This window comes from Planotetraspora kaengkrachanensis (assembly GCF_016862895.1).
GTDB lineage: Bacteria > Actinomycetota > Actinomycetes > Streptosporangiales > Streptosporangiaceae > Planotetraspora > Planotetraspora kaengkrachanensis.
On sequence record NZ_BONV01000030.1, the window covers coordinates 53086 to 79741 of the forward strand.

General features: G+C 70.7%; 28 protein-coding genes. 10 read left to right on the top strand and 18 right to left on the bottom strand.

Annotated features, from left to right (window positions below; genetic code table 11):
- Positions 1-283 precede the first annotated feature (283 nt).
- The gene (locus Pka01_RS27190) at positions 284-1279 is read left to right on the top strand and encodes a helix-turn-helix transcriptional regulator (protein WP_203885741.1); all 996 of its coding nucleotides are present in this window, start codon (positions 284-286) and stop codon (positions 1277-1279) included.
- Positions 1280-1388: 109 nt separating this feature from the next.
- A complete protein-coding gene (locus Pka01_RS27195; protein WP_203885742.1) occupies positions 1389-1766 on the top strand; it encodes a DUF5319 domain-containing protein in 378 nt (125 codons plus the stop codon).
- On the opposite strand, the gene Pka01_RS27200 is transcribed toward Pka01_RS27195, so the two are convergent.
- The 4 genes from Pka01_RS27200 to groES all read right to left on the bottom strand — a co-directional run bounded on the left by Pka01_RS27200 (position 1727) and on the right by groES (position 4822).
- The gene (locus tag Pka01_RS27200; RefSeq protein ID WP_203885743.1) at positions 1727-1948 is read right to left on the bottom strand and encodes a hypothetical protein; all 222 of its coding nucleotides are present in this window, start codon (positions 1946-1948) and stop codon (positions 1727-1729) included. The genes Pka01_RS27195 and Pka01_RS27200 overlap by 40 nt on opposite strands.
- Entirely contained in the window at positions 1945-2571 is a 627-nt protein-coding gene (locus Pka01_RS27205; RefSeq protein ID WP_203885799.1) for a sigma-70 family RNA polymerase sigma factor, read from the bottom strand. The genes Pka01_RS27200 and Pka01_RS27205 overlap by 4 nt, the downstream gene beginning before the upstream one ends.
- 243 nt (positions 2572-2814) lie before the next feature.
- Positions 2815-4440: a chaperonin GroEL gene (gene groL / locus Pka01_RS27210; protein WP_203885744.1), complete on the bottom strand. Its 1626-nt coding sequence runs from the start codon at positions 4438-4440 to the stop codon at positions 2815-2817.
- Between the two features lie 70 nt (positions 4441-4510).
- Positions 4511-4822, bottom strand: coding sequence for a co-chaperone GroES (gene groES, locus Pka01_RS27215; protein WP_425571062.1), 312 nt, complete (start codon positions 4820-4822; stop codon positions 4511-4513).
- A 384-nt stretch (positions 4823-5206) separates the two neighbouring features.
- On the opposite strand from groES, the gene Pka01_RS27220 reads away from it, so the two are divergent.
- Together Pka01_RS27220 and Pka01_RS27225 are read left to right on the top strand one after the other, a co-directional pair.
- Positions 5207-6484 carry a class I SAM-dependent methyltransferase gene (locus Pka01_RS27220; protein WP_203885745.1) on the top strand — a complete coding sequence of 426 codons (1278 nt, stop codon included), beginning with the start codon at positions 5207-5209 and terminating at the stop codon, positions 6482-6484.
- Between the two features lie 164 nt (positions 6485-6648).
- A complete protein-coding gene (locus Pka01_RS27225) occupies positions 6649-7461 on the top strand; it encodes a hypothetical protein (RefSeq protein ID WP_203885746.1) in 813 nt (270 codons plus the stop codon).
- Between the two features lie 26 nt (positions 7462-7487).
- Here Pka01_RS27225 and tsaD read toward each other — a convergent pair whose 3' ends face one another.
- The 13 genes from tsaD to Pka01_RS27290 form a co-directional block, all read right to left on the bottom strand.
- Complete coding sequence (tsaD, locus tag Pka01_RS27230; RefSeq protein ID WP_203885747.1) at positions 7488-8525, bottom strand: tRNA (adenosine(37)-N6)-threonylcarbamoyltransferase complex transferase subunit TsaD; 1038 nt, start codon at positions 8523-8525, stop codon at positions 7488-7490.
- Positions 8512-8967 (bottom strand): ribosomal protein S18-alanine N-acetyltransferase, encoded by a 456-nt coding sequence (gene rimI / locus Pka01_RS27235; RefSeq protein ID WP_203885801.1) that lies wholly within the window; start codon positions 8965-8967, stop codon positions 8512-8514. The genes tsaD and rimI overlap by 14 nt, the downstream gene beginning before the upstream one ends.
- 47 nt (positions 8968-9014) lie before the next feature.
- Entirely contained in the window at positions 9015-9737 is a 723-nt protein-coding gene (gene tsaB / locus Pka01_RS27240; protein WP_203885748.1) for a tRNA (adenosine(37)-N6)-threonylcarbamoyltransferase complex dimerization subunit type 1 TsaB, read from the bottom strand.
- Between the two features lie 124 nt (positions 9738-9861).
- Positions 9862-10416, bottom strand: a complete 555-nt coding sequence (locus Pka01_RS27245) for a class F sortase (RefSeq protein ID WP_203885749.1) — start codon at positions 10414-10416, stop codon at positions 9862-9864.
- Between the two features lie 2 nt (positions 10417-10418).
- Positions 10419-11054, bottom strand: coding sequence for a hypothetical protein (locus tag Pka01_RS27250; RefSeq protein WP_203885750.1), 636 nt, complete (start codon positions 11052-11054; stop codon positions 10419-10421).
- 147 nt (positions 11055-11201) lie between these two features.
- On the bottom strand, positions 11202-13532 hold the full coding sequence (locus Pka01_RS27255) for an ABC transporter permease (RefSeq protein WP_203885751.1): 2331 nt from the start codon (positions 13530-13532) through the stop codon (positions 11202-11204).
- Entirely contained in the window at positions 13529-14224 is a 696-nt protein-coding gene (locus tag Pka01_RS27260; RefSeq protein ID WP_203885752.1) for an ABC transporter ATP-binding protein, read from the bottom strand. Before Pka01_RS27260 ends, Pka01_RS27255 begins: the two co-directional genes overlap by 4 nt.
- Entirely contained in the window at positions 14221-14745 is a 525-nt protein-coding gene (locus Pka01_RS27265) for a PadR family transcriptional regulator (protein ID WP_203885753.1), read from the bottom strand. The genes Pka01_RS27260 and Pka01_RS27265 overlap by 4 nt, the downstream gene beginning before the upstream one ends.
- Positions 14746-14842: 97 nt before the next feature.
- Positions 14843-15262 carry a tRNA (adenosine(37)-N6)-threonylcarbamoyltransferase complex ATPase subunit type 1 TsaE gene (tsaE, locus tag Pka01_RS27270; RefSeq protein WP_203885802.1) on the bottom strand — a complete coding sequence of 140 codons (420 nt, stop codon included), beginning with the start codon at positions 15260-15262 and terminating at the stop codon, positions 14843-14845.
- A gap of 62 nt (positions 15263-15324) precedes the next feature.
- On the bottom strand, positions 15325-16371 hold the full coding sequence (locus tag Pka01_RS27275; protein WP_203885754.1) for an alpha/beta fold hydrolase: 1047 nt from the start codon (positions 16369-16371) through the stop codon (positions 15325-15327).
- A 25-nt stretch (positions 16372-16396) separates the two neighbouring features.
- Positions 16397-17542 carry an alanine racemase gene (gene alr / locus Pka01_RS27280; protein ID WP_203885755.1) on the bottom strand — a complete coding sequence of 382 codons (1146 nt, stop codon included), beginning with the start codon at positions 17540-17542 and terminating at the stop codon, positions 16397-16399.
- Positions 17543-17628: 86 nt separating this feature from the next.
- Positions 17629-19125, bottom strand: coding sequence for an NAD(P)H-hydrate dehydratase (locus tag Pka01_RS27285; protein ID WP_203885756.1), 1497 nt, complete (start codon positions 19123-19125; stop codon positions 17629-17631).
- A gap of 61 nt (positions 19126-19186) precedes the next feature.
- Positions 19187-19537 carry a holo-ACP synthase gene (locus Pka01_RS27290; protein ID WP_203885757.1) on the bottom strand — a complete coding sequence of 117 codons (351 nt, stop codon included), beginning with the start codon at positions 19535-19537 and terminating at the stop codon, positions 19187-19189.
- Between the two features lie 157 nt (positions 19538-19694).
- On the opposite strand from Pka01_RS27290, the gene coaA reads away from it, so the two are divergent.
- The 6 genes from coaA to Pka01_RS27320 all read left to right on the top strand — a co-directional run bounded on the left by coaA (position 19695) and on the right by Pka01_RS27320 (position 25215).
- Entirely contained in the window at positions 19695-20636 is a 942-nt protein-coding gene (coaA, locus tag Pka01_RS27295) for a type I pantothenate kinase (protein ID WP_373318191.1), read from the top strand.
- A gap of 18 nt (positions 20637-20654) precedes the next feature.
- Positions 20655-21617, top strand: a complete 963-nt coding sequence (locus Pka01_RS27300) for a DUF389 domain-containing protein (RefSeq protein ID WP_203885759.1) — start codon at positions 20655-20657, stop codon at positions 21615-21617.
- 89 nt (positions 21618-21706) lie between these two features.
- On the top strand, positions 21707-22636 hold the full coding sequence (locus tag Pka01_RS27305) for an ABC transporter ATP-binding protein (RefSeq protein WP_203885760.1): 930 nt from the start codon (positions 21707-21709) through the stop codon (positions 22634-22636).
- The gene (locus Pka01_RS27310) at positions 22633-23502 is read left to right on the top strand and encodes an ABC transporter permease (RefSeq protein ID WP_239115376.1); all 870 of its coding nucleotides are present in this window, start codon (positions 22633-22635) and stop codon (positions 23500-23502) included. Before Pka01_RS27305 ends, Pka01_RS27310 begins: the two co-directional genes overlap by 4 nt.
- The gene (locus Pka01_RS27315) at positions 23499-24452 is read left to right on the top strand and encodes an ABC transporter ATP-binding protein (protein WP_239115378.1); all 954 of its coding nucleotides are present in this window, start codon (positions 23499-23501) and stop codon (positions 24450-24452) included. Before Pka01_RS27310 ends, Pka01_RS27315 begins: the two co-directional genes overlap by 4 nt.
- Positions 24453-24498: 46 nt before the next feature.
- Positions 24499-25215, top strand: coding sequence for an ABC transporter permease (locus Pka01_RS27320; RefSeq protein ID WP_203885761.1), 717 nt, complete (start codon positions 24499-24501; stop codon positions 25213-25215).
- Positions 25216-25300: 85 nt separating this feature from the next.
- On the opposite strand, the gene glmM is transcribed toward Pka01_RS27320, so the two are convergent.
- Complete coding sequence (gene glmM, locus Pka01_RS27325; RefSeq protein WP_203885762.1) at positions 25301-26656, bottom strand: phosphoglucosamine mutase; 1356 nt, start codon at positions 26654-26656, stop codon at positions 25301-25303.

Consider the following 26656-nt stretch of genomic DNA (forward strand, 5'->3'; position numbering starts at 1 on the left):
AACGCTGAGTCAAGGATGCGTCACGAAGCGTCCAAGCGCAATGGCGTTAGATGCAACTGCACGAAGTTGCATTTTGTCGCGCTTTCGAAACTGCGGGCGAAGAAAGCTTTGGAACGTGCATATGCACAAAACTTCAACCGGGGCACTTCCGAATATGCGAACGCCCGGCAGGCGCGGGAGGGCGCGGCTATTCTCGCGACGCGAGGGACGGGAGTTTCCGCGAGTTCCGCCGTCGGCGCGGCCCGCGGATCCGGCGCGAGGCGGACGACCAACGGAGCGGCTGATGATCACGACGCGGAACGCGGATCCCCTCGAATCCCTCGGCCTCACCCAGGAGCACAGGGACCTCTACACCGTCGTCCTGAAGCTCCACCGGGCCACCCTCGCCGAGATCGCCCGGGCCGTCGACGAACCCGTCGACGACGTGCTCGACCGGCTCACCCGGCTCGTACGGCTGGGCACGGTCGACGAGCAGCAGGGGGAGTACCTCGCCCGCCATCCGGCCGCCGCCATCGGGAGACTGGTGGCGGAGAGGCTCGACCGGCTCGCCAGGGAGAGCCGCCAGATCGACGCCGCCCTGGCCTCGGTCGCCCCCCTCACCCACCACTACGACGCCGGCCGCGACTACCAGAACGGCCAGTTCGCCGTCGATCTCGTGGGCGGGGCGGACGAGCTCTACGAGAGCGTCGTCGGCCTCGCGCTGCAGGCGCCGCCGGCCGACCTGGTCTCCGTGATCCCGGACCGGCGGACGATGAGCGACCTGGTCGAGAAGTACACCGGCCCCTGGACCCAGGCGATGAGGGACGGGCTGCTGTCCTCGCGGGTTGTCATTCCCATCTCGGTGATGGAGGCGCCCGGCATCCGGAAGGTGTGCGAACGGCTGACCGAGGCGGGCGCGCGCATCCGGACCCTCGACAAGGTGCCGAGCTGGTTCTTCGCCCTGGGCGACGACACCGCCGGCCTGCCCGCCGACTGGGGCGACTCGCTGCCTGAACACGGCTACAACTGCTACCTGGTCCGCGCGCCGATCGTGGTGGCGGCGCTCCGCTCGCTCTTCGAGGAACTGTGGGCCAGGGCCGTCCCGATCTCGTCGTACGACAGCGGCATATCGCAGGTGCTGAGGCTGGCCGCGCAGGGGCTCAGCGACGAGGGGATCGCCCGCCACCTGGGCCTGTCCGTCCGGACCGTCCGGACCAGATTCGCGGAGGCGATGGCCGAGCTGGGGGCGCAGTCCCGCTTCCACGCGGGAGTCGAGGCCGCGCGTCGCGGCTGGTTGTGACCACTGCTGAGCGGGACGTCCGACACGCCGGGTCCGTTATGACAGCCCAATCAGTAGATGGGGTCCACTTTCACTCACCATGGTGGGTCCGGGTCATAAGGTGGGATGCGTGCTGGAAGACGTCCCCCGCGACCCGTTCGCGGATGACCCCAACGACCCCGCCGCCGAGCTGGGCGAGCCCGACGACCCGGAGCCGCTCAGCGTCGCCGAGCGGGATGAGGCGCTGACCGACCTCGCCGACGTGGAGGTCTTCCGTTCCCTGCTCGAGCCCCAGGGGGTGCTGGGGCTCGTCCTCGACTGCCCGGAGTGCGGCGAGCAGCATTACTTCGACTGGGACCTGCTCCGCGGCAACCTTCGTCAGATGATCGACAACGGCCGGCCCCAGGTCCACGAGCCGGCCTTCCAGCCCGACCCCTCCGACTACGTCAGCTGGGAGTACGCCCGGGGCTACGTGGACGGGGTGATCGACACCGAGGAGAGCCGCTGACTCTCCACGTCGGCCACGAGCGCGCCAAGCAGCCGGATCGCGGCGTCGGCGCCGGAGGCCACCGGCTCACGGCGGGCCAGCCCGTCGAGGAGCGCGTCGGTCCGCAGTACGTCGGCCTCCACGTCGGCGTCGCCGTACGACCCGAGGAAGCGTGCCGGACGACGACGACGTTTCGTGGTCACGCAATCGACTCCAGCTCGGCCATTTGCCTCAACCTGGTGAGGGCGCGATGCTGGGCGACCCGGACGGCACCTGGTGACATGCCGAGTACATTACCGGTCTCTTCGGCAGAAAGGCCCGACACCACCCGGAGGATGAGGAGCTCACGCTGGTTGTCCGGAAGGCGTGCCAGCAGGTCCCGGGCGTGCTGCGCCTCGATGTAGCGGACCACGGTCTCCTCCGGGCCCGGCCCCTCGTCCGGCCCGTCCGGCAGGTCCTGCGTCGGCACGGCGGAGCGGACCGAACTGCGCAGCGCGTCGGCCACCTTGTGCGAGGCGATTCCGAACACGAACGAGGCGAACGGCCGGCCCATATCGCGATAACGCGGTAACGCGGAAAGAACGGCGATGCACACTTCCTGTGCGACATCGTCGGCGATGTGGTAATGACCGGATACCCTGCCCAGCCGGGCTCGGCAATATCGCACCACCATGGGGCGCAGATGCCCCAGAAGCGATTCGATCGCGCGGCGATCTCCTTGTACGGCAAGGCTGGTCAGTTCCCTGAGGTCGGACTCATCCGATCTCGTCGCAAGCCTTACCCCAGTTGCGGCGTCGGCGACGCGTCCCTCGGTCACGTTAGGCATGATGCCCGCCACGATCGTGCATGTCGTCATGGTTGACGGCTACGGATTGGTCACATTGACGCGGCGATAACCAGGTGTAATCGACTGAACACAATACCGTTGGAACATTCCAACCAAATGGCCAAATCGTCAGGAATTGTCAGCCGACCCGACTTCTATAAAGAAGTACGGCTCCCGCCTCGTCGAGGCGGGAGCCGTACCGCATTCTCAGGTGTCCCCCTCAGGCGGGGAGACTCGGGTGGGTCAGTGACCGTGCCCGTGACCGTGCCCGTGGCCGCCCGCGGCCGGAGCCTCTTCCTCCTCGGGCTTGTCGACCACGAGGGCCTCGGTCGTCAGCAGCATGCCCGCGATGGACGCGGCGTTCTGAACGGCCGAACGGGTCACCTTGACCGGGTCGATGACGCCCTGGGCCACCAGGTCGCCGTACTCGCCGGTCGCGGCGTTGAGGCCCTCACCGGCCTTCAGCTCGGCGATCTTGTAGGTGACGACGTAGCCCTCGAGCCCGGCGTTCTCGGCGATCCACCGAGCCGGCTCGATCAGCGCCTTGCGCACGATCGAGACGCCCGTGGCCTCGTCGCCGGTCAGGCCGAGGTCGTCGAGCTCCTTGGAGACGTGCACGAGCGCGGAGCCACCGCCGGAGACGATGCCCTCCTCGATCGCGGCGCGGGTCGCGGAGATCGCGTCCTCGAGACGGTGCTTCTTCTCCTTGAGCTCCACCTCGGTGGCCGCGCCGACCTTGAGCACGGAGACGCCGCCGGAGAGCTTCGCGAGCCGCTCCTGGAGCTTCTCACGGTCCCAGTCGGAGTCCGACTGCTCGATGGCCAGCTTGATCTCGCGGATCCGGTCCTCGATCGCGGAGGCCTCGCCGGCGCCGTCGACGACCGTCGTGGCGTCCTTTCCGACGACGACGCGGCGCGCGGTGCCGAGCACCTCGAGGCCGACGTGCTCCAGCTTGAGGCCGATCTCCTCGCTGACGACCTGGCCGCCGGTGAGGATGGCGATGTCCTGCAGCATGGCCTTGCGGCGGTCACCGAAGCCGGGCGCCTTGACGGCGACGGAGGTGAACGTGCCACGGATCTTGTTGGTCACCAGAACGGCGAGAGCCTCGCCCTCGACGTCCTCGGCGATGACCAGCAGCTGCTTCTTGGTCTGCGCGATCTTCTCCAGCAGCGGCAGGAAGTCCGCGATGGAGGCGATCTTGCCCTGGGTGATCAGGATGTAGGGGTCCTCGAGAACGGACTCCATGCGGTCCTGGTCGGTCACCATGTAGTGCGACAGGTAACCCTTGTCGAACTGGAGGCCCTCGGTGAACTCCAGCTCAAGGCCCATGGCGTTGGACTCTTCGACGGTGATGACACCGTCCTTGCCCACCTTGTCGAACGCCTCGGCGATCAGCTCGCCGATCTTGGCGTCCTGCGCGGAGATGGTCGCGACGTTCGCGATCTCCTGCTTGTCCTCGACGTGGCGGGCGCTGTCGAGCAGCCGGTCGCTGACGGCCTTGGCCGCCAGGTCGATGCCGCGCTTCAGGGCCAGCGGCTGGGCGCCGGCGGCCACGTTGCGCAGGCCCTCACGGACCATCGCCTGCGCCAGGACGGTCGCCGTGGTGGTGCCGTCACCGGCCACGTCGTTGGTCTTGGTCGCGACTTCCTTGGCGAGCTGGGCGCCGAGGTTCTCGTACGGCTTGTCGAGCTCGACCTCACGGGCGATGGTCACACCGTCGTTCGTGATGGTCGGGGCGCCGAACTTCTTGTCGATGACCACGTTGCGGCCACGGGGGCCGAGGGTAACCTTCACGGCGTCCGCGAGGGCGTTCACGCCACGCTCAAGAGCGCGCCGCGCGTCCTCCTCGAACTCCAGGATCTTGGGCATTCAAGTCTCCTTATAAGCGCACGGGAGCCCCGGGCGCGAACGTCCCGGGGCTCCTCATGCTTGGCGCAGCCTACTTCTCGATGATGGCGAGCACGTCGCGGGCCGAGAGCACCAGGTACTCCTCGCCGCCGTACTTGACCTCGGTGCCGCCGTACTTGCTGTAGAGGACGATGTCGCCCTCGCTGACGTCGAGCGGAATCCGCTTCTCGCCGTCCTCGTCCCAGTTGCCCGGGCCCACAGCGAGGACGCGGCCCTCCTGGGGCTTCTCCTTGGCGGTGTCCGGGATGACCAGACCGGAAGCGGTGGTCTGCTCAGCCTCGAGCGGCTGGACCACGATGCGGTCACCAAGCGGCTTAACGGGAACCTTAGTGGCGGTCGTCACGATCGGACCTCCCCTTCAGATTGCGATGAATGAGCTGAAGAGGCGACCAGCGGCCTGCCGTCGCGGGTGTCAGACCTGCCTCGTCGCATGTTGGCACTCTCACTAGGCGAGTGCCAACACGAAACAGTATGCAAGGGGGCCGTGACAGTCAACACGAACTCACGCCGCAGGTCATCTCGCTTTCCGGACACGCCGGACTCACTTAGCGGGCCGCCCGGACCGCCGCGCCCGGGGCCGGAGCCACCGCACCCCACGTCTGAGCCTCCGAACCCCGGGCCTGGTCCGCCGCACCCGCGCCTGAGCCGCAGGACCGGGCACCGGGGCCGCCGGACGGGCCGCCCACGCGTCCAGAGCCCGTACGGCGAAGCGATAACGTCGGGAGGCGTGGACCTCGAGGCGTTTCGCGACCTGCTCGAACCGGCCGGGCAGAAGGCCCTGGCGCAGGCCGTCGAGCTGGCGGAAGCGGGAGCCGATCCGATCGTGGCGGCCACCACGCTACGCAGGAGCCACCCGCCCGAGCTCACCGCGGCCGCGCTCACCCAGGCCTCGCTGCGGCGACGGGCCGAGGCCAAGTTCGGCCCGGACGCCGCCGTGATGTATTTCACGCCACACGGACTGGAACAGGCCACGCGGGCCGAGGTAGCCGCCCATCGCGCCCGTCGCGCCCGCCTGCTCATCGCGCCCGCCACGACATCGGACCCGGCATCGGCCACGACGTCAGGCCCGGCACCGAGCCCGGAACCACCCGCGGGGCCCGCCGCGCACCCCGCCACGGGGCCGATCGCACGGGTCCTCGACGTGTGCTGCGGCGTCGGCGGAGACGTCATCGCGCTCGCCCGCGCGGGGTTCGCCGTCGACGCCGTCGACCTCGACCCGCTGACCGTGGAGGTCGCCAGGGCCAACGCCGCGGCGCTGGGACTGTCCTCCCTCGTCGGCGTCCGCACCGCCGACGCCGTCGAGACCGACCCCTCTGATTACGACCTGCTGTTCGCCGACCCCGCCAGGCGGGGGGCCAGGGGACGGATCTTCGACCCGATGGCCTACTCCCCCACCTGGCCCGCGGTGCTCGACCTGGTCTCCCGGACGCGCACGGCCTGCCTCAAGGTCGCGCCCGGCATCCCGCACGAACTCGTCCCCGAGGGCGCGGAGGCGGAGTGGATCTCCCACAGGAGAGAGGTCAAGGAAGCGGCCATCTGGGTCGGGACGCGAGCGAGCGGCCGGCGCGCGACCATGCTGCCGTCCGGTGAGACGCTCACGTCCTCCGGCGCCGGGGCCGAGGCCGGGCCGGTGGGCCGCTACCTCTACGAACCCGACGGCGCCGCGGTCCGGGCGCACCTGGTCGCCGAGGTGGCCGCGATGGTCGGCGGGCGCCTGCTCGACCCGCGGATCGCCTACATCACCGGCGACAGCCGGGTGCCCACGCAATGGGCGTCCTGTTACGAGGTCGCCGACATGATGCCCTTCTCGCTCAAGCACCTCCGGAGCGTGCTGAGAAACCGGAAAGTCGGAAACGTCACCATCAAGAAGCGCGGTTCCGCCGTCGATATCGAGCGTTTAAGGAAAGACCTCCGGCTTTCCGGCGGAAATTCAGCGGTCGTCGTTCTCACGCGCATCGACGACCGGCCGTACGTGCTGCTGTGCGACCCCGCCGACCTGCACTGAACCCAGCAATCCCGGCAATTCATCGAGAATTGCGATCTTTTACAGTCCACCCGAAAGCCGCGCCGCTCAGGGCCTACAGTTGGCCGCGCGGTCTGTTCCCCCTGTTCGTTCATTTCCGCGAGACCGGGCCGATACCACCGCCTCAGCGAGTGAAGGAGCTTTCGGTGGACCATTCCAGCCACACCCTCCTCCAGGCGGGCAGCCAGACCGCCATCTCCGACCGGATGCGCGAACTCCTGGCCCGCGCGGCCCAGGACCACGTCTACGAGCAGCGGACGCAGGGGGCCGTGCTCGACGAGATCCGGCAGCGCCTGGAGGGCATGGAGTGGCTGCTGCGCGAGGTCCGCGAGCGTGAGCTCGGCGGCCTGAGCGGCGCCGTGGAGAGCGTCGCGGGACGGCTCGAGGACATGACCACCCGGCCGCCCGCCTGGGCCGAGGCTCTCGCGCAGCACGTGGAGTCGCTGCGCGAGCACGTGGACGAGGTCAGGGGCCGCACCCAGGACGTCGCGGACCAGATGTCCTCCGTCACCCAGCGCCTCGGTCAGGTCCACGCGAGCATGGAGGCGGCGGCGGGCCGGTTCACCCGCCTCGACAAGGCCGTCACCGAGGTGGTCCAGCGGGTCGAGCGCCTGGAGGCCGCCGTCCTCGGGCGGCTCGATGCCGTGGACGAGCGGCTGGAGGCGGCGAGCGAGCGCGTGGGAGGGCTGCCCGCTGAGCTCGAGGTCGCCGAGTTGCGCGCCGCCGTCGCCGAGATGGGCGTGCAGGTCGGCGCCACCGCGAGCTCGCTCGCGCCCCTCCTCGACGCGATCAGGAGCCGGCCCGGCCTCGAGGAGCTAGCGGACACCGTCTCCGAGGCCACCAGCCGGGTCGTGGAGCCCGTCCACGGCGACGTGGCCCGGCGGCTGGCCGCGCTCGAGGAGACCATGCTGGCGCTCGCCGAGGCCCTGCTGCGCCCGGTGCGCTCCCCCGGCGACTGATCACCTGCCTGACCGGCGGAGACCGGTCAGACGTGAACGGTCGTGATCGGGAGCGACGAGTCCGCGGGGATCTCCAGCGTGGAGGCGGCGGCGCCGGCGGCGACCAGCTCCGATCCCAGTGCGGCCACCATCGCGCCGTTGTCGGTGCACAGGCCCGGCCGCGGGACCCTCAGCCGCACGCCGGCGGCGTCGCACCGCTCCTGGGCCAGTGCGCGGAGCCGGGAGTTGGCCGCCACCCCGCCACCGATCAGCAGGTCCTCGACACCGTGCCGGGCACACGCCTGGAGGGCCTTGCGGGTGAGCACGTCGACGACGGCCTCCTGGAACGAGGCGGCGACGTCGTGGACCGGAACGGACTCGCCCGCCGCCGTACGGGCCTCCACCCAGCGGGCGACCGCCGTCTTCAACCCGGAGAAGGAGAAGTCCAGCGTGCCGTCGTCGTACTTGCCCCGGGGGAAGGCGACGGCGGTGCCGGAGCCTTCGCGGGCCGCGCGGTCGATGTACGGGCCTCCGGGGAACGGCAGGCCGAGCACCCGGGCCACCTTGTCGAACGCCTCCCCGGCCGCGTCGTCGACGGTGGAGCCGAGCGAGACGACCTCGCGCGCCACGTCGGGCACGAGCAGCAGCGAGGAGTGGCCGCCCGAGACCAGCAGTGCGATGGCGGGCTTCGGCAGCGGTCCGTGTTCGAGCTGGTCGACGGCCACGTGCGCGGCCAGATGGTTGACCCCGTACAGCGGGACGCCGAGCCCCATGGCGTAGGCCTTGGCGGCGGCGACGCCCACCAGCAGCGCACCCGCGAGCCCGGGGCCGGCCGTGACGGCGACCGCGTCGATGTCCGAGAAGCGCAGGCCCGCCTTGGCGAGCGCGCTTTCCACCGTCGGCGTCATGGCCTCCAGGTGGGCGCGTGAGGCCACCTCGGGCACGACGCCGCCGAACCTCGCGTGCTCCTCCATGCTGGAGGCGATCGTGTCCGCGAGCAGCGTGTGACCGCGGACGATGCCGACGCCGGTCTCGTCGCAGGACGTCTCGATCCCCAGGACGATCGGCTCGTCAGCTCCGCTCATGCCCTGTCCCCTCGCGCTCGAGTTTCTTCAGCATCGTGATGGCGTCGGTCCCGTCCTCGTAGTAGCGGCGCCGCACGCCGAGCCGTTCGAACCCGAACCGCTCGTACATGGCCTGGGCGGGCTCGTTGTCCGACCGCACCTCGAGGAAGACCGTCTCTGCCCCGCGCCGCGCCGCCTCGGCCAGCAGCGCGCTCATCATGGCGGCCCCGACTCCGGAACGGCGGTGCCCGGCCAGGACCGCGATCGTCTGGATGTCGGCCTGGTCCGCGGCCGCCGCCAGCCCCGCGTAGCCGACGATCGCGTCGCCGACGCACGCGACGACGTAGTGCCGCGTACGCGGCTGGTCGTTCAGCTCCCCGCGCATCATGGACTCGCTCCACGCGTCGGCGGGGAAGGTGGTCCGCTCGATCTCCATGACCGCCGGGAGGTCGTCAACGGTCATCTGCCGCAACACGGCGCCCGTCCCGCTCACTTCTTCGACCGGGACGCTCACGTCGTCACCTTCTTGGGCGCCCCGGGCACCTGGGCGTCGGGGCGGCGCAGGTAGATCGGCCGGGGCGGCCCGAGCACGCCGAGCTCGCGAGCCTTCTCCACCGAGTCGACGCGCCCCTCGGGCACCCGGGCGATCGCGGCGGCCTCCTCGTCCGTCAGAGTGGCGAGGCGTCCGGCGGCGAGCGCCGCCAGCGCCGCGGCCGACGGGTGCTCCGGGCCCTCGATGCGGCCGGGACCCACGACGTCCGCGTAGAGCAGGCCTCCGGCCCCGACCACGGGCAGGTCGGCGGGCAGGTCCTGCGGCCTGTCCACCTTGGGGCCGTCGAGGCGCGTCTCGCGGTCGCCATACCTCGCCCAGAAGACCTCCTTGCGCCGCGCGTCGGTCGCGACCAGGAACGGGCCGGGCGTCTTCGTGGCATACGCCAGGGCGTCGAGGGTGCACACGCCGAAGGCCGGCACGCCGGCGGTCGCCGCGAGCGCCGTGGCGGTCATCAGGCCGACCCTCAGTCCCGTGTACGGCCCCGGGCCGGTTCCGGCGACGATCGCGGTGACATCCCGCAGCGTCACGTCCGCGTCGCGCAGGACGCGCTCGATCGTGGGAGCGAGCAGCTCCCCGTGCCGCCGCGCGTCGATCGTCGTCGACTCGGCCAGCACGCGTCCTCCGTCGTGCAGGGCGGCCGTGACGGCGGGTGTGGCGGTGTCGAAGGCCAAGACAAGCACGAACGTCAAGGGTAGTCGGTGTGGGGGCGCAGGTGGACCGAACGCCGAGCGGGCCGCCGCCCCGGGCCATGCCGTACCGTGCCGATGATCACGGAGAAGGCGACGATCGATCCTCGTCGAGCGATCAGACGTCCTTCTCGAGGGACGCGTAGACGATGATGTTGTCGCGGTACTGGTGCTCCGACCAGTCGAAGGCGCCGCCGCAGGTGATCAGGCGCAGCCCGTCCTCGGCGTAGACGCGCTCGGCCGGGAAGTCGTCCTTGGGGACCCGTTCGACCGAGTCGACGAGGTAGTCGGCTGTCTTGCCGTCGCTGCGCACGACCTTGACCAGCGCGCCCTTGTGGAGATCGCGCAGTTTGTAGAACACGGCGGGCGCGGTCTTGGTGTCGACGTGCCCGATGATCACCGAGGCTCCAGGATCACCAGGAACCGCGCTGCCGGTGTACCACCCCGCCGTCGACGGCTTGTCGAACGGCGGAAGCTCGACGTCGCCGGCCGAGTCGAGCCCGAGCTTCATCAGCGGCGCCTTCAGGCTCAGCGAAGGGATGTCGATGCGCCTGGGCACGATCGGGTCGGGACGGGCGGCGGTGCGGGGCTCCTGGGACCGTCCGTTCACCGCGAACAATGCGAGCCCGGTGACGACCCCGGCCACCACGACCCACCGGGTCGATACCGCCAAAATCAGCTCCTCGAGCGCCTGCGGGCCACGCCGATGCCGACGCCGAGGACGGCGAGCAGTGCCACCGCGGTCACGCCCACGGGCAGGCCGGAATCGTCGGTGGGGCCGCCGGCGGCGGTGCCTCCGCCGCCCGCGTGCGGCGCCCGGGTGGGAATCCGCGTGCGCGTCGGCGTCGGCGAGACGACCTTGAACGAGGCGGTGCCGATGTCGTTGGTGGCCTCACAGCGCACCTGCACCCGGTAGCCGCCGGCCTTGGCGTCCGCCCGGACGGGGGCGCTGCCCGTCAGCCCAGGCACGGCGGGTTCGGCCGTCGGGGAGGCGGAGGGCGTCGCCACGGGGGGCAGCAGCGAGATCGGGCCGGTGAAGGCGTCCGAGCGGGCGACGGCCCGGTAGGCGGTGCCGCCCTGGGGAAGCGGGCAGCGGGCCGTGATCCGGACGCTTCTCGTCGCCCCGCCGGTGACCGTGGAGGGCTCCACCACGACCTCGATGTCCTGGCGCGGGATCGTGACCGTCGGCGAGGGAAGACCGGGGGTCAGCGTGATCGCGGGGGTGGGTGAGTCCGTCTGGGCCGAGGCCGAGCACCCGAGCGCGCCGAACAGAACGACTCCCGCGACGGCGACCTGCGTGACCCTGCTCATCGGCCAACCCCTCCCACGCCCGGTCATTTACCCAGAAAATCTATGCCAATCCATGACTAGAGATCTTCTTTTCGGCATGTTCGGCAGACGTGTCGAGGTGACAAGGGGGTTACCGGGAGCGGACGCGCTCCACTCGCGTCCTCGGGATCACTCCACGCGCAGACCCTCCGGCCGGGTGAGCCGCCACAGGGTCGGCAGGCTCAACGCGGTCACCAGCAGGACGACGGCCGCGCCGATGCCCGCCGAGATCGCGACCGTCGCCCAGTCGATCGACACGGGGACCGACACCATCCTCAGCAGAGCGACGCCGAGTCCCAGCCCGAAGACGACCGCGAGGGCGAGACCGATCATGACCGGTATGAACGTCTGCCAGAACACCGACCAGCTCAGCGCGCTACGCCGCGTGCCGACCGCGACGAGCATGGCGAGCATCCTGCGCCGGTCCCGCAACTGTTCCACGGTTCCCACCAGCATGCTGGCCCCGATCAGCAGGAGAGTCACCACGACGCCCACGTAAAGGCCGCGACGGATGCCGTCGAACCTGCCGACGGTCTCACTGGCCGCCAGAGTCGCGACCGTCCCGACGGGATCGAGTTGCGCCACCACGTTCCTGACCCGCTCCATCGCGTCGGGATCGCCTGGGTCGAGGCTGACGAACGTGTTCGCGATCGACCTCGGCACGGCCCTCGCGTCGATGGCACCCGGCGTGGCGAGGATGACGTCCTGGTAGACACCGGAGGGGTCCCTGCGCGCGGGGACCTGCCGGGCGTCGCCCGGCACCGTCCACCGTGGCCCGCCGTCTCCGACCGTGACCGTGACCGTGGCGCCGGGGCGGATGGCCTCCTGCGCGCCCGGGTCGACGGGCGTCGCCCGGGCGATGAAGACGTCGCCGCCGGCGCACGATCCCAGGTCCGCGTACTCCGCCAGCGCGGCGCAATCCCCCACCTGCAGCAAGGCGAAGGCGGGATCCTGCCCGGCCGCTCCGGCGGGCGGCTCGGCGGACACGCCGCCGACCAGCGTCTCGGTGACGCGGGTCACCCCCGGTGTGGCGCGCAGCCTCACCGCGATCGGTCCCGCCGAGGCCGGGTCGTGGGTGCGGATCTGCGCCTGCGCCCGGGAGGGGTCCTGCCGGGTCTGAACGGTCGACTCCTTCTGCACGGCCGCGAAGAGCATCTGCAGCGCGATGGCACCGGCGACCGCGACCGCGATCCCGTTGACCAGACGCGCCGACATGGCGCTGTCGAGCTGCAGCCGCCGGACGGCGAGCTGCCAGCCGACCGGACCGCCGCGCAGGGGACGCACGACCAGCTCGATCACCCAGGGGAGCACGGTGACCGCGCCGATCAGCAACAGGACGGCCCCCGCCGCGACCTGGTATTGAACGACGCCGCCCATGGTCTCGGGTAGACCGCCGACCAGCGGGACGAGAAGGGCCAGGCCGGTTCCGGGCAGGATCAGCCGCCACCAGAGCCTGCGCCGCGGCGGAGTCGCGCGCCGGGTCACTCCCAGCGGCTCGATCGCCACTCCTCGCAGTGCGAGCACACTCACCGCCACTGACAGCGCCGGTACGGCCACCGCGATGACGGCGACGAGGGGAATGCTCGGCCGTACGTCCGACGCGTAAACGCTGATGTCCCAGAGCGAGAGCATCGGCGCGATCTGGCGGCCGACCAGGAACAGCACACCGCCGACCACGAGCCCCAGGCAGGCACCGGCCGTCGTCTCGCCTGCCGCCATCAGGCGCGTCATCCGGCGGTCGGCGCCGATCAACCGCAGGGCCGCCATCCGCCGGTCACGGCTCTCGCTTCCGAACCGTACGGCCGCGGCCAGGAAGACCGCGATGGGCAGCAACAACACAACGATGATGATCACAACGAGGATGGTGAGCACCGTCCCCAGCCCTTCCGAGGAAGGGCTGTCGCCGAAGGTTCGCAGCCTGGTGACCTCGTCGGCGGGCAGGGCGTCGACGCCGCGGTAGAAGGCCAGCTCGCCCGGGCCGGACAGGCCTTCCTGCCGGATCGTCCCGGTCACACGGGCGCCGTCGAGGCGTGGGGCGAACAGGGGTCCGTCCGGCGAGTCGAGCAGGTCCTTCAGCGCGGGCGAAACCACGACCTCGCCGGGCCGGGGAACGGCCGTGAGTCCGGGCGGGATCGGCGCCCGCGGGCCTTCGGGGTGCAGGAGACGCCCGTGCACCGGCGTCTGGCGGAAGGAGGTGTCGACCTGTCCCACCAGCATGGTGTCGGCCGCCGCCGGGATCTGCTCCCCCAACCGCAGGTCGCTGCGAGCGGAGGTGCGTTCCTGGCGGGCCTGCAACGCGCCCGGCACCGCGGCGGCAAGCAGGAGCAGCGCGACGCCGATCCCCACGCCCACCGCGGTGAGAACGGTGCGGGTCCAGCCGTCGCGGCCGCCGGCGAAGGCGAACCGCATACCCAGCAGCACGTCGCGCGAGGCGGACGCCCGGCCCCGGCGGTCGCTCACAGCGCCTCCTCCATTTCCCGCGCGATGTCGCGGGTGCGGCCGTCGCGCACGACGATTTCACGATCGGAGTATCCGGCCACCCGTGCTTCGTGGGTCACCAGCACCACTGCCGCGCCCGTCTCGCGGGCCGCCTCGGTCAGCAGCCGCATCACCCGTTCACCGTTGAGTGAGTCGAGGGCGCCGGTCGGTTCGTCGGCGAACACCGCCTGTGGCCGCGTGACGAGCGCACGGGCCACGGCGACCCGCTGGCCCTGACCTCCGGAGACCTCTCCCGGCCGTTTCCGCCCCACGTCGGCGAGGTGGAGACGATCCAGCCACTCGGCGGCCCGGGCCTCGGCCTCACGACGGCGGACCCCCTCCATGCGCAGCGGGAGCGCGATGTTCTCCAGGCAGGTCAGCTCCGGCACCAGCTGGCCGAACTGGAAGACGAAGCCGAACTGGGTGCGGCGCAGCGCGCTGCGTTCCCCGTCGGTCATCGCCGAGATCTCGGCGCCCTGATACCGCACGTGACCGGAGTCGGGCCGGACGATGCCGGCGAGGCAGTGCAGCAGGGTCGACTTGCCCGATCCCGACGGCCCCATGATGGCGACGATCTCACCCGCCCGGATGGCGATCGAGGCGCCGTCGAGCGCCTTCGTCGGGCCGAAGGCCTTGTGCAGGCCGTCGGCCTCCAGCAACGGCTGCCCGGTCATGCCCGCACCTGCCTGCGGAGGTCGTCGAGCCGGGCCGCGGTCAACTCAAGCCAGCGAAGGTCGGCATCGAGGTGGAAGAGCGCGTGGTCGCAGATGAGGTTGTCCGCGAGGTCGCCGCCGGCCTTGCGCCGGGTGAGCTCCCTCATCAGCCGGAGGTGCTCGGCCCGCTGCACGTCGAGCAGGTCCGCGGCGGACCGGCCCGTGAGCAGCGCCAGGATCACCTTGGTGTAGAGGGTGTTCTGCAGATACGGCTCGGGCTTCTCGGCACTCGCCAGCCACAGCTCGACGTCGCTCACTCCGGCGGACGTGACGGCGTACCGCTTGCGCTCCGGGCCCTCACCCGGCTCGACGCCGTCGAGTTCGACGAGGCCGTCTTTCAGCAGTCGCGAGAGCGTGGCGTAGACCTGGCCGTAGTGCAGGGGGCGCGCATGGCCGAACCGGTCGTCAAACGTCTTCTTCAGGTCGTAGCCATGACGCGGCCCGGACTCGAGGAGGCCGAGGAAAGTGTGTCCAATCGACATGCCAGGGAATATACACATGATGTATACATGCCGTGTGTACAGCCTGACGTGTGGTTCGTCACTGCTGGAATGAGCGAGAGGTGGCGGAGCCGGAGAATCAGAGGACGGTGCCGGCCCATCGGGCGCCGACGCCCCGGACCCGTACCAGCCGCTGCTCGCCTTCGTCCCCGCGCTCGATGTGGATCTCGAGCCGCTCGTCGGAGAGGCCCTCGACGAGACCCTCGCCCCACTCGACGACCGTGACGGACTCCTCGATCGAGGCGTCCAGGTCGAGGTCGTCCACCTCCAGCGAGCCGCCCAGCCGGTAGGCGTCCGCGTGGACGAGGGCGGGACCGCCGGACAGCGAGGGATGCACCCGCGCGATCACGAACGTCGGCGAGGTGATCGGTCCGCGCACCTTGAGACCTTCGGCGATGCCCTGCACCAGAGTGGTCTTGCCCGCTCCCAGAGGCCCGCCGAGCACGACCAGGTCGCCGGGGCCGAGCAGCGTGGCCAGCCGAACCCCCACCGCCCGCATCTCCTCGGCGGTCGCCGCACCGATCTCCTGGACGCCGGCCCCCGAACCGGGTGATGTGGCGCTCACACGTCCTCCCTCTCCGTCCGCTTCAGCAGTGCGCGCAGGGCGTCGTTGACCGCTCCCGGCCGTTCGAGCTGCACGAGATGCGAGGTGTCCGGCACCGTGGTCAGCTCGGCGGTGGGCACGGCCGCCGCGATGGCCCTGCTGTGGTCGAGGGGGGTCAGCCAGTCGCGGTCCCCGACGATGATCGCCGTGGGCACCTTGTTCAGCACGTCGAGCGCGGTCAGCTTGTCGTGCGACATCAGGGCGGGATAGAAGTCGGCGATCACCTCGCTCGGGGTGGCCCTGATCATCGAATCCACGAAGTCCACCACGGTGGGGCTGACGCTCTTCGAGTCGCCGAACCCGAGATGGCGCAGGGCGAGGAAGGACAGGTCGGTCCCTGCCTCACGGCCGCGGTCCACCAGGGCTCCGCTCCTGCGCATGACGGACACCGCGGACGGCACGGCCTTGTGCACGACCTTCGACAACAGGGCGGGCAGGCCCAGCGTGAGCTCGGCCAGCTTGCCCGCCGACGTTGAGATCAGCGAGACGCCGCGGACCTTGTCGCCGAACAGCTCCGGCCGCCGGTCGGCCAGCGCCATGATCGTCATGCCGCCCATGGAGTGGCCCACCAGCACGCAGGGGCCGGGGACCAGTTCCTCCAGCACGAGCGCGAGGTCCTCACCGAGGCGGTCGATCGAGCAGTCCTCCGAACGCGCCGACTGCCCGTGGGATCGCTGGTCCCACAACACGAGACGGTGGGACTCGCGCAGATCCCGCCACTGGTAGTGCCAGGAGTCCAGCGTCAGGCAGTAGCCGTGGCACATCACGATCGTGAGCGGCGCGTCCTCCGGTCCGTCGACCTCGGCGTGGATCAGCACCCCGTCCGACGTCGTGAGCGTCACGGGACGCCCCCGGAGCTCACCGAAGGGCTCCGTTGCCTCGAGATCCGGACGCAACCGGATGCGGCCGACCGCGTACCTCTTGGCCAGGGCGGCCGCGGCCACGCCGGCCGAGGCCGCACCGACGACCGCACCGGCGATGCCGACCCTGCGACGTGTGCTCATCACCGCTTCTCCTCGCAACCGCGGCTCAGCGTCCGTCCACGTGGACGCGCGGCACGCGGGACCCGATCCTGGTCACGATCTCATGAGTGATCGTCCCCAGGGAATCCGCCCATTCCTGACATGTCGGCTCACCATGGTCCCCGGGGCCGAAAATGATCACTTCGTCGCCCTCCGCCGCGGGATCGTCGCCGAGATCGAGCATGAACTGGTCCATGCACACCCGGCCGGCGATCGTCCGCCGCTTCCCCGCGGCCAGCACCTCGGCCCGGTTCGTCGCGTCACGCATGATCCCGTCCGCGTAACCCAGCGGGACGAGACCGAGCGTGGTCTCCCGCTCGGTGACGTACAGGTGGCCGTAGGAGACGCCCGAGCCGGCCGGGACCCGCTTAGCCTGGGCCAGCCTCGCCGTGAGGGTCATCGCGGGGCGCAGCCCGAAGTCGCCGAGTTCGGGTACGGGGCTCAGCCCGTAGAGGGCGATGCCCGTCCTGACCATGTCGTACCTGGCGCGCGGCACGGTGAGGGTGGCGGCCGAGTTCGAGATGTGGCGGATGACGGTGCTCGAGACGCCCGCCTTGTCCGCGACGGCGAGGGCCTCGTCGAAGGTCGAGATCTGACTGTCGATCGAGGGGTGCCGGGGAATGTCGGCGCAGGCGAAGTGGGACCAGATCCCCGTGATCTCGATCCCGCCTCCGGCCTGTACGGCCAGCGCCTTCTCCACGAGCGCGGGCCACTCGGCCATCGGCGCCCCGCCACGCGAGATGCCGGTGTCCACCTTCAGATGGACCCTGGCGGTCCGTCCCGTACGGCCCGCGGCGGCGGCGATCTCGTCGATCACCCAGGACCCGCTCGCGGACAGCTCGACATCCTGGAGCAGCGCCTCGTCCAGCGGCTCCCCCGGCGTGATGATCCACGACAGGATCGGCGCCTCGACTCCCGCCTCGCGCAGCGCGAGGGCCTCTCGTACGAACGCGGTGCCGAGCCTGGAGGCGCCCGCCTCGAGGCACGCCCGCGCCACGGGGACCAGGCCGTGACCGTAGGCGTCGGCCTTGACGGCCGCCATCATCGCCGCGCCGGGGGCGTTGGCCGCCAGCAGCCCCACGTTGTGCCGGATCGCGGCGAGATCCACCCGCGCCTCGGCCGGGGTGACCTGGTGCGCTGTCGAGAAGCTCATTTCTCCAGTCTGTCAGTTGGGTACCGCGCCCGTGACCACGAGACACCCCGCGCTAGAGCGCTTTCCCTCGGCTCTCGGGCGTTTTCTCAGAGCATCCGGAGGGCCGCGGGAAGCGCCTCGGCGACGTCGAGAGCGGCGATCGGCGCCTCGCCCCGGCCCCCCGCCGCACCGCCCCTGGCCGCGACCCTGGCGGCCAGACCGTGCACATGCGCCGCGCACGAGGCGGCGTCGTATGGGCCGAGGCCCCCGGCCAGTAGGGCGCCGGCGATCCCTGACAACACGTCGCCGGTGCCCCCCGTGGCCAGCCACGGCGTGCCGGTGGTGATCGCCCGCACCGGCAGGCCGGTCTCGGCGATCAGCGTCGTCGACCCCTTCAGCAGCACGGTGACGCCCAGTTCCTCCGCCGCCCGGCGTACGTGCTCGAGGCGGCGGGCCTCGATCTGCTCCCGCGGCACCCCCAGCAGCCGGGACAGCTCGCCCGCGTGCGGAGTGATGAGCGTGGGCGCCGTCCGGTGCAGCAGAGCGCGGTCGGCGGCCACGATCGTGAGCCCGTCGGCGTCCACGAGCACGGGCACCTCGGCCGACAGGACGGCACGGGCAACGGTGTGGGCCTCGGGTCCCGTGCCCAGCCCGGGACCGACCACCCACGCCTGCACCCGCCCGATCGCGTCCAGCGAGACCCCGGAGGAGGTGTCCAGGACGGTCGTGACGACCTCCGGCCAGCGGGCCCGCACGAGCCGGACCGGCTCCGCCGAGCTCGCGAAGCGCACCATGCCCGCGCCCGCCCGCACGGCGCCGCCCGCCGACAGCACGGCGGCCCCGGTGTAGGTGTCGCTGCCTGCCGCGATCCCAACGACGCCCCGGCGGTACTTGTCGGACTCCGCCGCCGGCCGGGGCAGCATGGCGGCCACGTCCCCGTCCGCCGGCGCCACGACGTCCGGTTCCGGCAGGTGGGGGCGCAGGCCGATGTCCACCAGCTCCACCGTGCCCGCGTGCGTGGCGCCCGGATCCACGAACAGGCCCGTCTTGTAGGCGCCGAACGTCACGGTGAGGTGCGCCTTGACCGCCGGACCCGCCACGAGTCCCGTGCCCGAGTCGACCCCGCTCGGCACGTCGACCGCCACCACCAGCGCGGGCGTGTCGGCGGTCGCGCTCGCCAGCGTCCCGTACGGCTCCCGCAGCGCGCCGCCGCCTCCGATGCCGACGAGCCCGTCCAGGACGAGATCGGCGTCGCCGACCAGGTCTAGGGCCTCCTCGGTGAACGCGACGGCCCTTCCCCCAGCCGCCAGGAGCGCGGCCAGGCCGTCCTCATGGGTCCGCGAGCCCGCGAGGACCGCCACGACGCGGGCTCCCCTGCGGGCCAGCCGGGCCCCGGCGTAGAGGGCGTCGCCGCCGTTGTCGCCGCTGCCGGTGAGCACGGTGACGCGCGAGCCGTACACCCGGCCGTGCGCCCCCGTCAGCAGGCGGGCGCACACGACGGCCAGACCCGCCGCCGCCCGCTGCATCAGCGTCCCGGCCGGCAGGCCGGCCATCAGCGCCGCCTCGGCGGTCCGGATCTGGTCGGGGTTGTACGCGGTCCGCATGGGTCCGACGGTAACCCGCGGGGGCCAACGGCTCGATCACGGGCCCGCGGCGACGTGCGTGTCAGGACTCGGCGATCACGTAGGCCACGGCCATCCCGCCGTCATGGGAGAGCGACACGTGCCAGCGGGCGACCCCGAGCTCGCGGGCCACGTCGGCGGCACGGCCGGTGATCCGCAGGGTGGGCCGTCCGTCGTCCTCTCTGAGGATCTCGGCCTCGAGATGGCTCATCCCCGGCGGCGCGCCGAGCGCCTTGGCCACCGCCTCCTTGGCGGCGAACCTGGCGGCGAGCGAGGCCGGCGGAAGCGTCCGTTCCGCGTCGGTGAACAGGCGGGACCTCAGTTTGGGGGTGCGGTTCAGCGCCGCCTCGAAGCGCGCCACGTCGACGACGTCGACCCCGATGCCCACGATCACCTGAGCAGCGTACGCGGAACGAGCAGGGAGGAAGGCCGCTCGCCACGCCACCGAATCCCGGCGGTATCGGCCAGTCGTTCCCACTTCCTCACATAAGTAATCCATCGATTTTTGTCCACAGGCTGTGCACGACCCGGGATCGATCGACGCCTAAGCGATCGAATACGCTTCCGTCGTGGCAGATGGAGACGGGTACGCCGAGTTCAGCCGGGAGCAGTGGCGGGATCTTCGCAAGAACACCCCGCTCACGCTCACCGAGGACGAACTGGAGGACTTGCGGGGCGTCGACGACCCCATCGACCTCGCCGAGGTGACCGACATCTACCTGCCGCTCACCCGCCTGCTGAACCTGCACTTCACCGGGTCGCGCCAGCGGGGAGCCGCGGTCGGCGCGTTCCTGGGCGAGCCCGGGGTGCACGTGCCGTACGTGCTCGGGATCGCCGGGAGCGTCGCGGTCGGCAAGTCGACCACGGCCCGGCTGCTGCACACCCTCCTGGCGCGCTGGCCGGAGCATCCCAGGGTGGACCTGGTGACCACCGACAGCTTCCTCTACCCCAACAAGGTGCTGGAAGAGCGCGGGATCATGCACCGCAAGGGCTTCCCCGAGAGTTACGACCGGCGGGCGCTCGTCGGGTTCGTGGCCGACGTCAAGGCGGGCCGGGCCGCGGTCGACGCCCCCGTCTACAGCCACCTGGAGTACGACATCGTGCCCGGCGCGTCGCAGACCGTCCGGCGACCGGACATCCTGATCGTCGAGGGCCTCAACGTCCTGCAGCCCGCGCCGCCCGACGCGCTGGCCGTCTGCGACTACTTCGACTTCTCGATCTACGTGGACGCCCGGGTCGAGGACATCAGGAGCTGGTACGTGGACCGGTTCCACCAGTTGCGGCGTACGGCCTTCTCCGACCCCAAGTCCTACTTCACGCACATCGCCGACCTGTCGGACGCCGAGGCGACCGAGTTCGCCAGAAACGTGTGGCGCGACATCAACGAGGTCAATCTCGTCGAGAACATCGCGCCCACCCGGGGCCGCGCGGGCCTGATCCTCAGCAAGGGTTCCGACCACTCCGTCGAGCGGGTCCGCCTCCGCCGTACCTGAAGCGGACATAATCGGTCCGTGCTGCATCTACGAGTGATCGTTCCGCCGGACCGCACGGACAAGGTCGCGGACGTGCTCGACCAGGCCGCGGGCGTGACGAACATCGTGCTCCTGTACGGCGCAGCCCGCCGGCCCGCGGGCGATGTGATCCTCGCGGACGTAGCGCGCGAGGCCGCCAACGGCCTGATCTCCCGGCTGAAGGATTTCGGCCTGGCCGAGGACGGCTCGATCACCCTCGAGGACATCGAGGTGTCGATCTCGCACGGTGCGGAGGAAGCGGAGGCCACAGCGCCCGGAGAAGGCGACGACGCCGTCATCTGGGACCAGTTCGCCCAGCGCGTCGCCGCCGAGTCACGGATCACCTGGGCGTACCTCGCCTTCCTCGCGATCGCCACCCAGATCGCGGCGATCGGCGTGCTCATCCCCTCCCAGATCCTCATCGTCGGAGCCATGGTGCTCGGCCCCGAGTTCGGCGCGGTCGCCGCCGTCTGCTTCGGACTGCTCCGCCGCAGATGGAGCCTGATCGGCACCGCCTCACGCACGCTGGCCGTCGGCTTCGCGACCGCCATCGCCGTCACGCTGGCCTGCGCACTCGTCTCACGCGGCCTCGGGTGGGTCGATCCCGCGATGTTGCGGCACAACGACGACGTCCGCTTCATCGTCACGCCCGACAAATGGTCGTTCATCGTGGCTGTGCTCGCGGGCGCCGCAGGAGTCCTGTCGATCACGGCGGGCAAGTCGTCCGCCCTGGTCGGCGTCTTCATCTCGGTCACGACCGTGCCGGCGGCCGGCTACATGGCGGTGGCGCTCGCCCTCGGGCAGTGGACCGAGGTGGGCGGGTCGCTGGCCCAACTCGTCGTCAACATCGCTGGAATGGTCGTCGCCGGCACCGCGACCCTGTTGGTCCAGCGACTCCTGTGGCGGCGGTACGGCCCGCGCCTGACCACGTCCCCTCGGTCCGTTCCCCGGGAAGGCGTATGAAGGAGGACCCTCCGCCCACCGGAGGATGACGGCCGACTCGTCCGTCCGAAGGAGGCCCGTCACATTGCGGGGCCGCTAGTGTGCGATTCATGACAGCGAGCGCCACAACCTGCATCGCGACCGAGGGGCTGACCAAACGATTCCCTCGCGTCACCGCGCTCGAGGACCTGACGGTCACGGCGGGAGCCGGGGTGACCGGCCTGGTAGGCGCCAACGGTGCGGGGAAGTCCACCCTCATCAAGATCCTCCTCGGCCTGCTGCCCGCGACGTCGGGACGCGCCAGCGTCCTCGGCATGGACGCGGCCACCCGGGGCGCGGAGATCCGCCGGATCGTGGGATACATGCCCGAGCACGACTGCCTGCCGCCCGACGTGTCGGCCACCGAGTTCGTGGTCCACATGGCCCAGATGTCCGGGCTGCCGCGCACCGCCGCCCGCGAGCGGGCGGCCGACACGCTGCGGCACGTCGGCCTGGACGAAGAGCGTTACCGCCCGATCGGCGGTTACTCGACCGGCATGCGCCAGAAGGTCAAGCTCGCCCAGGCCCTCGTCCACGATCCCCGTCTGGTCTTCCTCGACGAACCCACCAACGGCCTCGACCCGCGCGGCCGGGACGAGATGCTCGCACTCATCCGGCGCATCGGCGCCGAGTTCGGCATCAGCGTCCTCGTCACGTCCCACCTGCTGGGCGAACTTGAGCGCGTCTGCGACCACGTCGTCGTCATCGACGCGGGCCGCCTGCTGCGGTCGTCGTCGATCGGCGAGTTCACCCAGGCCACCCAGGCCATCGCCGTGGAGGTCGAGGACGGCCTCCAGTCGCTGGCCGACCGCCTGGCCGGGGTGGGCGAGGCGGTCGCCGTGCAGGGCCGGACGCTGACCGTCCAGGTGCCGGCGGACGCCGACCCGGGGCGGGCCTACGACGCGGTGCGCGACGCCGTCTGCGATCTCAACCTCAACCTCGTACGGCTCGAGCAGCGCCGCGGCCACATCGAGGACGTGTTCAAGGAGCCGGCCGCATGATGTCAGAGCCGACCGGTGTCATCCACGACATCGGATACCGCCATTACGAGGGCGAACGGCTGGGCCGGGGCAGTGCCTTCGCCGCCCTCGCCGTCCACAGCCTCAGGGGAGCCTTCGGCCTCGGCCGCACGGCACGTGCGAAGATCATGCCGCTGCTGCTGGTCACGATCATGTTGCTGCCGGCCGTGGTGTCGATCGCCATCATGGCGCTGGTGAAGCAGCAGGGCATGGGCTATCACAACTACGCGTCCATCATGCAGCCCGTGCTCGCCATCTTCCTGGCGGCTCAGGCGCCCTATCTCGTCGCGCCCGACCTGCGCTTCCGGGTTCTTCCGCTCTACCTGTCCCGGCCGCTGGCCATGATCGACTACCTCGGCGCGAAACTGGCCGCGATGTCGGTCGCGATGTTCCTCGTGCTGGCCCTCCCGCTCACCCTCCTGTTCGCCGGCGAACTGCTGGTCGACCCGCCCGGGCCGACGCACACGACCGAGTACTTCTCCGCGCTGGGCGGCGGAGTGATCCTGGCCGTGCTGCTCGCCTCGCTCGGTCTCGCCCTGGCGTCGTTCACGCCGCGCCGCGGGCTCGGCGTCGCCTCGGTGATCGCGTTCTACCTGTTCACCTCGGTCGTCTCGGGGGTGTTCTTCGGCGTGTTCATGTCGTTGGGCAGGGACGCCGCGGCCAAGTGGGCGATGCTGATCAATCCGTTCTTCCTGGTCGACTCCGTGCAGGTGGCGCTGTTCGGCACCGCTCCGTCCAACGGAGAGGGTTACCCGCCCGGTCTGTGGCCGTGCCTGTTCGTGCTGATTGTGCTCGCCGTGGCGACGGTCGGCCTCGTCCTCCGCTACCGGAAGGCCGCGTCGTCATGACCATGACCACCACCCAGGCGCCCACCCGCCACAGCGTCGTGGAGCTCACTCAGGTCTCCCGCTGGTACGGCAACGTCGTCGCCGTCAACGACGTCACGATGACGATCGGACCGGGCGTGACCGGCCTGCTCGGCCCGAACGGCGCCGGCAAGTCCACGCTGCTCCACATGATGGCCGGGTTCCTCGCGCCTTCCGGCGGCACGGCCACGCTTGACGGCCGGCGCATCTGGCGCAACCACGACGTCTACCGGCTCATCGGGCTGGTCCCGGAGAAGGAGGGCGTGTACGGCTTCCTCACCGGATGGCAGTTCGTGCTCTCCTCCGCCCGGCTGCACGGCCTGCCGTCCCCGGCGGACGCCGCGGCCAGGGCACTCGAGCTCGTGGAGATGACGGCGGCGCAGGACCGCCGCATCGAGACCTACTCCAAGGGCATGCGCCAGCGGGTGAAGGTCGCCGCCGCACTGGTCCACGACCCTCAGGTGCTGCTGCTCGACGAGCCGTTCAACGGCATGGACCCGCGCCAGCGGCTCCATCTCATGGACCTCGTCCGGCAGCTCGGAGAGGCGGGCCGGACCATCCTGTTCAGCTCGCACATCCTCGAGGAGGTCGAGCGGGTCGCCCAGCAGATCGAGGTGCTCGTCGCCGGCCGCCACGCGGCCTCCGGCGACTTCCGCGAGATCCGCAGGCGGATGTCCGACCGGCCACACATGTTCCGGGTGCGATCGAGCGACGACAGGCGACTGGCCGCAGCGCTGATCGCGGACGCCTCCTCAAGCGCGGTGTCGCTCACCGACCAGGGCGTCGAGGTCCAGGCCGTGGACTTCTCCCGGTTCACCTCGCTGCTGCCCAGGATCGCCAGAGACCTCGGCATCCATCTGTGGCAGGTCTCTCCCACGGACGAGGACCTGGAGAGCGTCTTCTCCTACCTGATCTCCCGGAGCTCCGCATGAACCCGCGAACGCCCAAGGAATCGAGCAGTCGAGCGGAGCGAGACCGATGAACGCAGTGGTGGCGGATATCACCTATCGGGCGATGCTGGGGCGCAAGCGCATCTGGCTGCTGGCGCTGCTTCCAGCGGCCCTGATCGGCATGGCGGCGCTGCTGAGACTGATCGGCGGCCCGGACGAGCACACAGCCGTGATCCTCATGGAGAAGTTCTCCATCGGGACGATGTTGCCCCTTCTCGGGCTCATCGCGGGCACCGGCGTGATCGCCCCGGAGATCGAGGACGGCACGATCATCCATTTGCTGTCCAAGCCGATCTCCCGGCCGGTGATCGCGCTGACGAAGTTCGCCGTCGCTGCGTCGCTGGTGGCGGTGTTCGGGGCGGTGAGCACATTCGTGGCGGCGTTTCTGCTGATCCGCGACGAGTCGGGCGTGGCCTACGGCTTCTCACTCGGCGCCCTGTTCGGCGGCGTGGCGTACGCGGCGGTGTTCATGCTCGTGGGCGTGCTCACGCGGCACGCGGTGACGGTCGGCGTCATCTACGCGCTCGTGTGGGAGGGCCTGGTCGGCGGGTACGTGCCCGGCGCGCGGTCCCTGTCCATCCAGCAGTGGGCCCAGTCGATCGCCGACCGGATCTCGTCCTCGCCCTTCCTCAGCTCGGACGTCTCACTCGGCTTCGCCGTACCCGCGATGATCATCGTGACGGTGGGCGCGCTCGTGTGGGCGGGCCAGCGGTTGCGGTCGCTGTCGCTCACCGGCGACGAGTGACCTTCCGGCCGCATCCACCGGCAAAGGAAAAGGCACGGTCCGCACCCTCGGGGCGCGGGCCGTGCCTTTTCCTTTCAGCGTGTGTTCAGGCGCAGACCGTACGGACGACGTCCGCCAGGTGGTGTGCCACGGACGACGCCCGGTCGTGCGTCTCGGCCTCGACCATGACGCGGATCATCGGCTCGGTGCCGCTCGGCCGGATGAGCACCCGCCCGGTGTCGCCGAGGTCGGCCTCCGCCTTCGTGACGGCAGACAGCAGCTCGGGCGCGGACGCCTTGGCCTTGTCGACGTCGCGAACGTTCACCAGCACCTGGGGCAGCTTGGTCATCACGGACGCCAGTTCCGCCAGCGACCGCTTCGACCTCGCCACCTCGGCCATCAGGTGCAACGAGGTGAGGAGACCGTCGCCGGTCGTGGCGTGATCCAGCATGATCACGTGACCGGACTGCTCCCCGCCGAAGTTGAACCCGTGCTCCTTCATCGCCTCCAGGACGTACCGGTCGCCCACGGCGGTCTCCACCATGTTCAGCCCGGCGTTCCGAATAGCGATCTTGAATCCGAGGTTGGACATCACGGTGGCGACCACGGTGTCCTCGGCCAGGCGGCCGTCCTCGTGCATGGCCAGCGCCAGGATCGTCATGATCTGATCGCCGTCGATCTCGTCGCCGTCGGCGGTCACCGCGAGGCAACGATCGGCGTCACCGTCGTAGGCGACCCCGAGGTCGGCGCCGCGCTCGACGACGGCCTGCTTGAGGGCGTCGAGATGCGTCGATCCCACGCCTTCGTTGATGTTTAGGCCGTCCGGAGCGGCACCGATGGTCTCCACGGCGGCGCCCGAGCGCAGCAACGCCTCGGGAGCGACCATGTGCGCCGCGCCGTGCGCGCAGTCGACGACCACGCGGAGCCCGTCCAGACGGTGGGGAAGGGTGGACAACAGGTGCGAGACATATCGATCAGCCTCGCCGTACGCCTCCCGGACCCGGCCCACGGACGGGCCGACCGGGCGGTCCCACTTCTCCCCGAGCCGCTGCTCGATCTCGTTCTCCACCGCGTCGGGCAGCTTGTACCCGCCACGCGTGAAGAACTTGACCCCGTTGTCCGGAGCCGGATTGTGGGACGCGGAGAGCATGACCCCGAGGTCGGCTCCCAGCGCGGATGTCAGATACGCGACCGCCGGGGTGGGCAGCACGCCGAGCCGAAGCACATCCACGCCTGACGACGCGAGGCCGGCGACCACGGATGCCTCAAGGAATTCCCCTGAGGCACGCGGGTCCCGGCCTACGACGGCGATCGGGCGGCCGCGCCGCCCGACGCTGGCGTGGAACGCCCCGGCGTCGCCGAGGACATGAGCGGCGGCCACGGACAGGTCCATGGCCAGTTCCGCGGTGAGGTCGCGACCCGCGACCCCACGTACCCCGTCGGTGCCGAAAAGGCGTCCCAA

Excerpts from the sequence above, each read along its gene's own strand:
- Pka01_RS27190 (WP_203885741.1), top strand. The coding sequence starts at position 284 with ATGATCACGACGCGGAACGCGGATCCCCTCGAATCCCTCGGCCTCACC.
- Pka01_RS27205 (WP_203885799.1), bottom strand. The coding sequence starts at position 2,571 with ATGCCTAACGTGACCGAGGGACGCGTCGCCGACGCCGCAACTGGGGTA.
- groL (WP_203885744.1), bottom strand. The coding sequence starts at position 4,440 with ATGCCCAAGATCCTGGAGTTCGAGGAGGACGCGCGGCGCGCTCTTGAG.
- tsaD (WP_203885747.1), bottom strand. The coding sequence starts at position 8,525 with ATGAGCGGAGCTGACGAGCCGATCGTCCTGGGGATCGAGACGTCCTGC.
- rimI (WP_203885801.1), bottom strand. The coding sequence starts at position 8,967 with ATGACCGTTGACGACCTCCCGGCGGTCATGGAGATCGAGCGGACCACC.
- Pka01_RS27250 (WP_203885750.1), bottom strand. The coding sequence starts at position 11,054 with ATGAGCAGGGTCACGCAGGTCGCCGTCGCGGGAGTCGTTCTGTTCGGC.
- Pka01_RS27260 (WP_203885752.1), bottom strand. The coding sequence starts at position 14,224 with ATGACCGGGCAGCCGTTGCTGGAGGCCGACGGCCTGCACAAGGCCTTC.
- Pka01_RS27265 (WP_203885753.1), bottom strand. The coding sequence starts at position 14,745 with ATGTCGATTGGACACACTTTCCTCGGCCTCCTCGAGTCCGGGCCGCGT.
- tsaE (WP_203885802.1), bottom strand. The coding sequence starts at position 15,262 with ATGCGGGCGGTGGGGGTTCGGCTGGCCACGCTGCTCGGCCCCGGCGAC.
- Pka01_RS27275 (WP_203885754.1), bottom strand. The coding sequence starts at position 16,371 with ATGAGCACACGTCGCAGGGTCGGCATCGCCGGTGCGGTCGTCGGTGCG.
- alr (WP_203885755.1), bottom strand. The coding sequence starts at position 17,542 with ATGAGCTTCTCGACAGCGCACCAGGTCACCCCGGCCGAGGCGCGGGTG.
- Pka01_RS27285 (WP_203885756.1), bottom strand. The coding sequence starts at position 19,125 with ATGCGGACCGCGTACAACCCCGACCAGATCCGGACCGCCGAGGCGGCG.
- Pka01_RS27305 (WP_203885760.1), top strand. The coding sequence starts at position 21,707 with ATGACAGCGAGCGCCACAACCTGCATCGCGACCGAGGGGCTGACCAAA.
- Pka01_RS27310 (WP_239115376.1), top strand. The coding sequence starts at position 22,633 with ATGATGTCAGAGCCGACCGGTGTCATCCACGACATCGGATACCGCCAT.
- Pka01_RS27315 (WP_239115378.1), top strand. The coding sequence starts at position 23,499 with ATGACCATGACCACCACCCAGGCGCCCACCCGCCACAGCGTCGTGGAG.
- Pka01_RS27320 (WP_203885761.1), top strand. The coding sequence starts at position 24,499 with ATGAACGCAGTGGTGGCGGATATCACCTATCGGGCGATGCTGGGGCGC.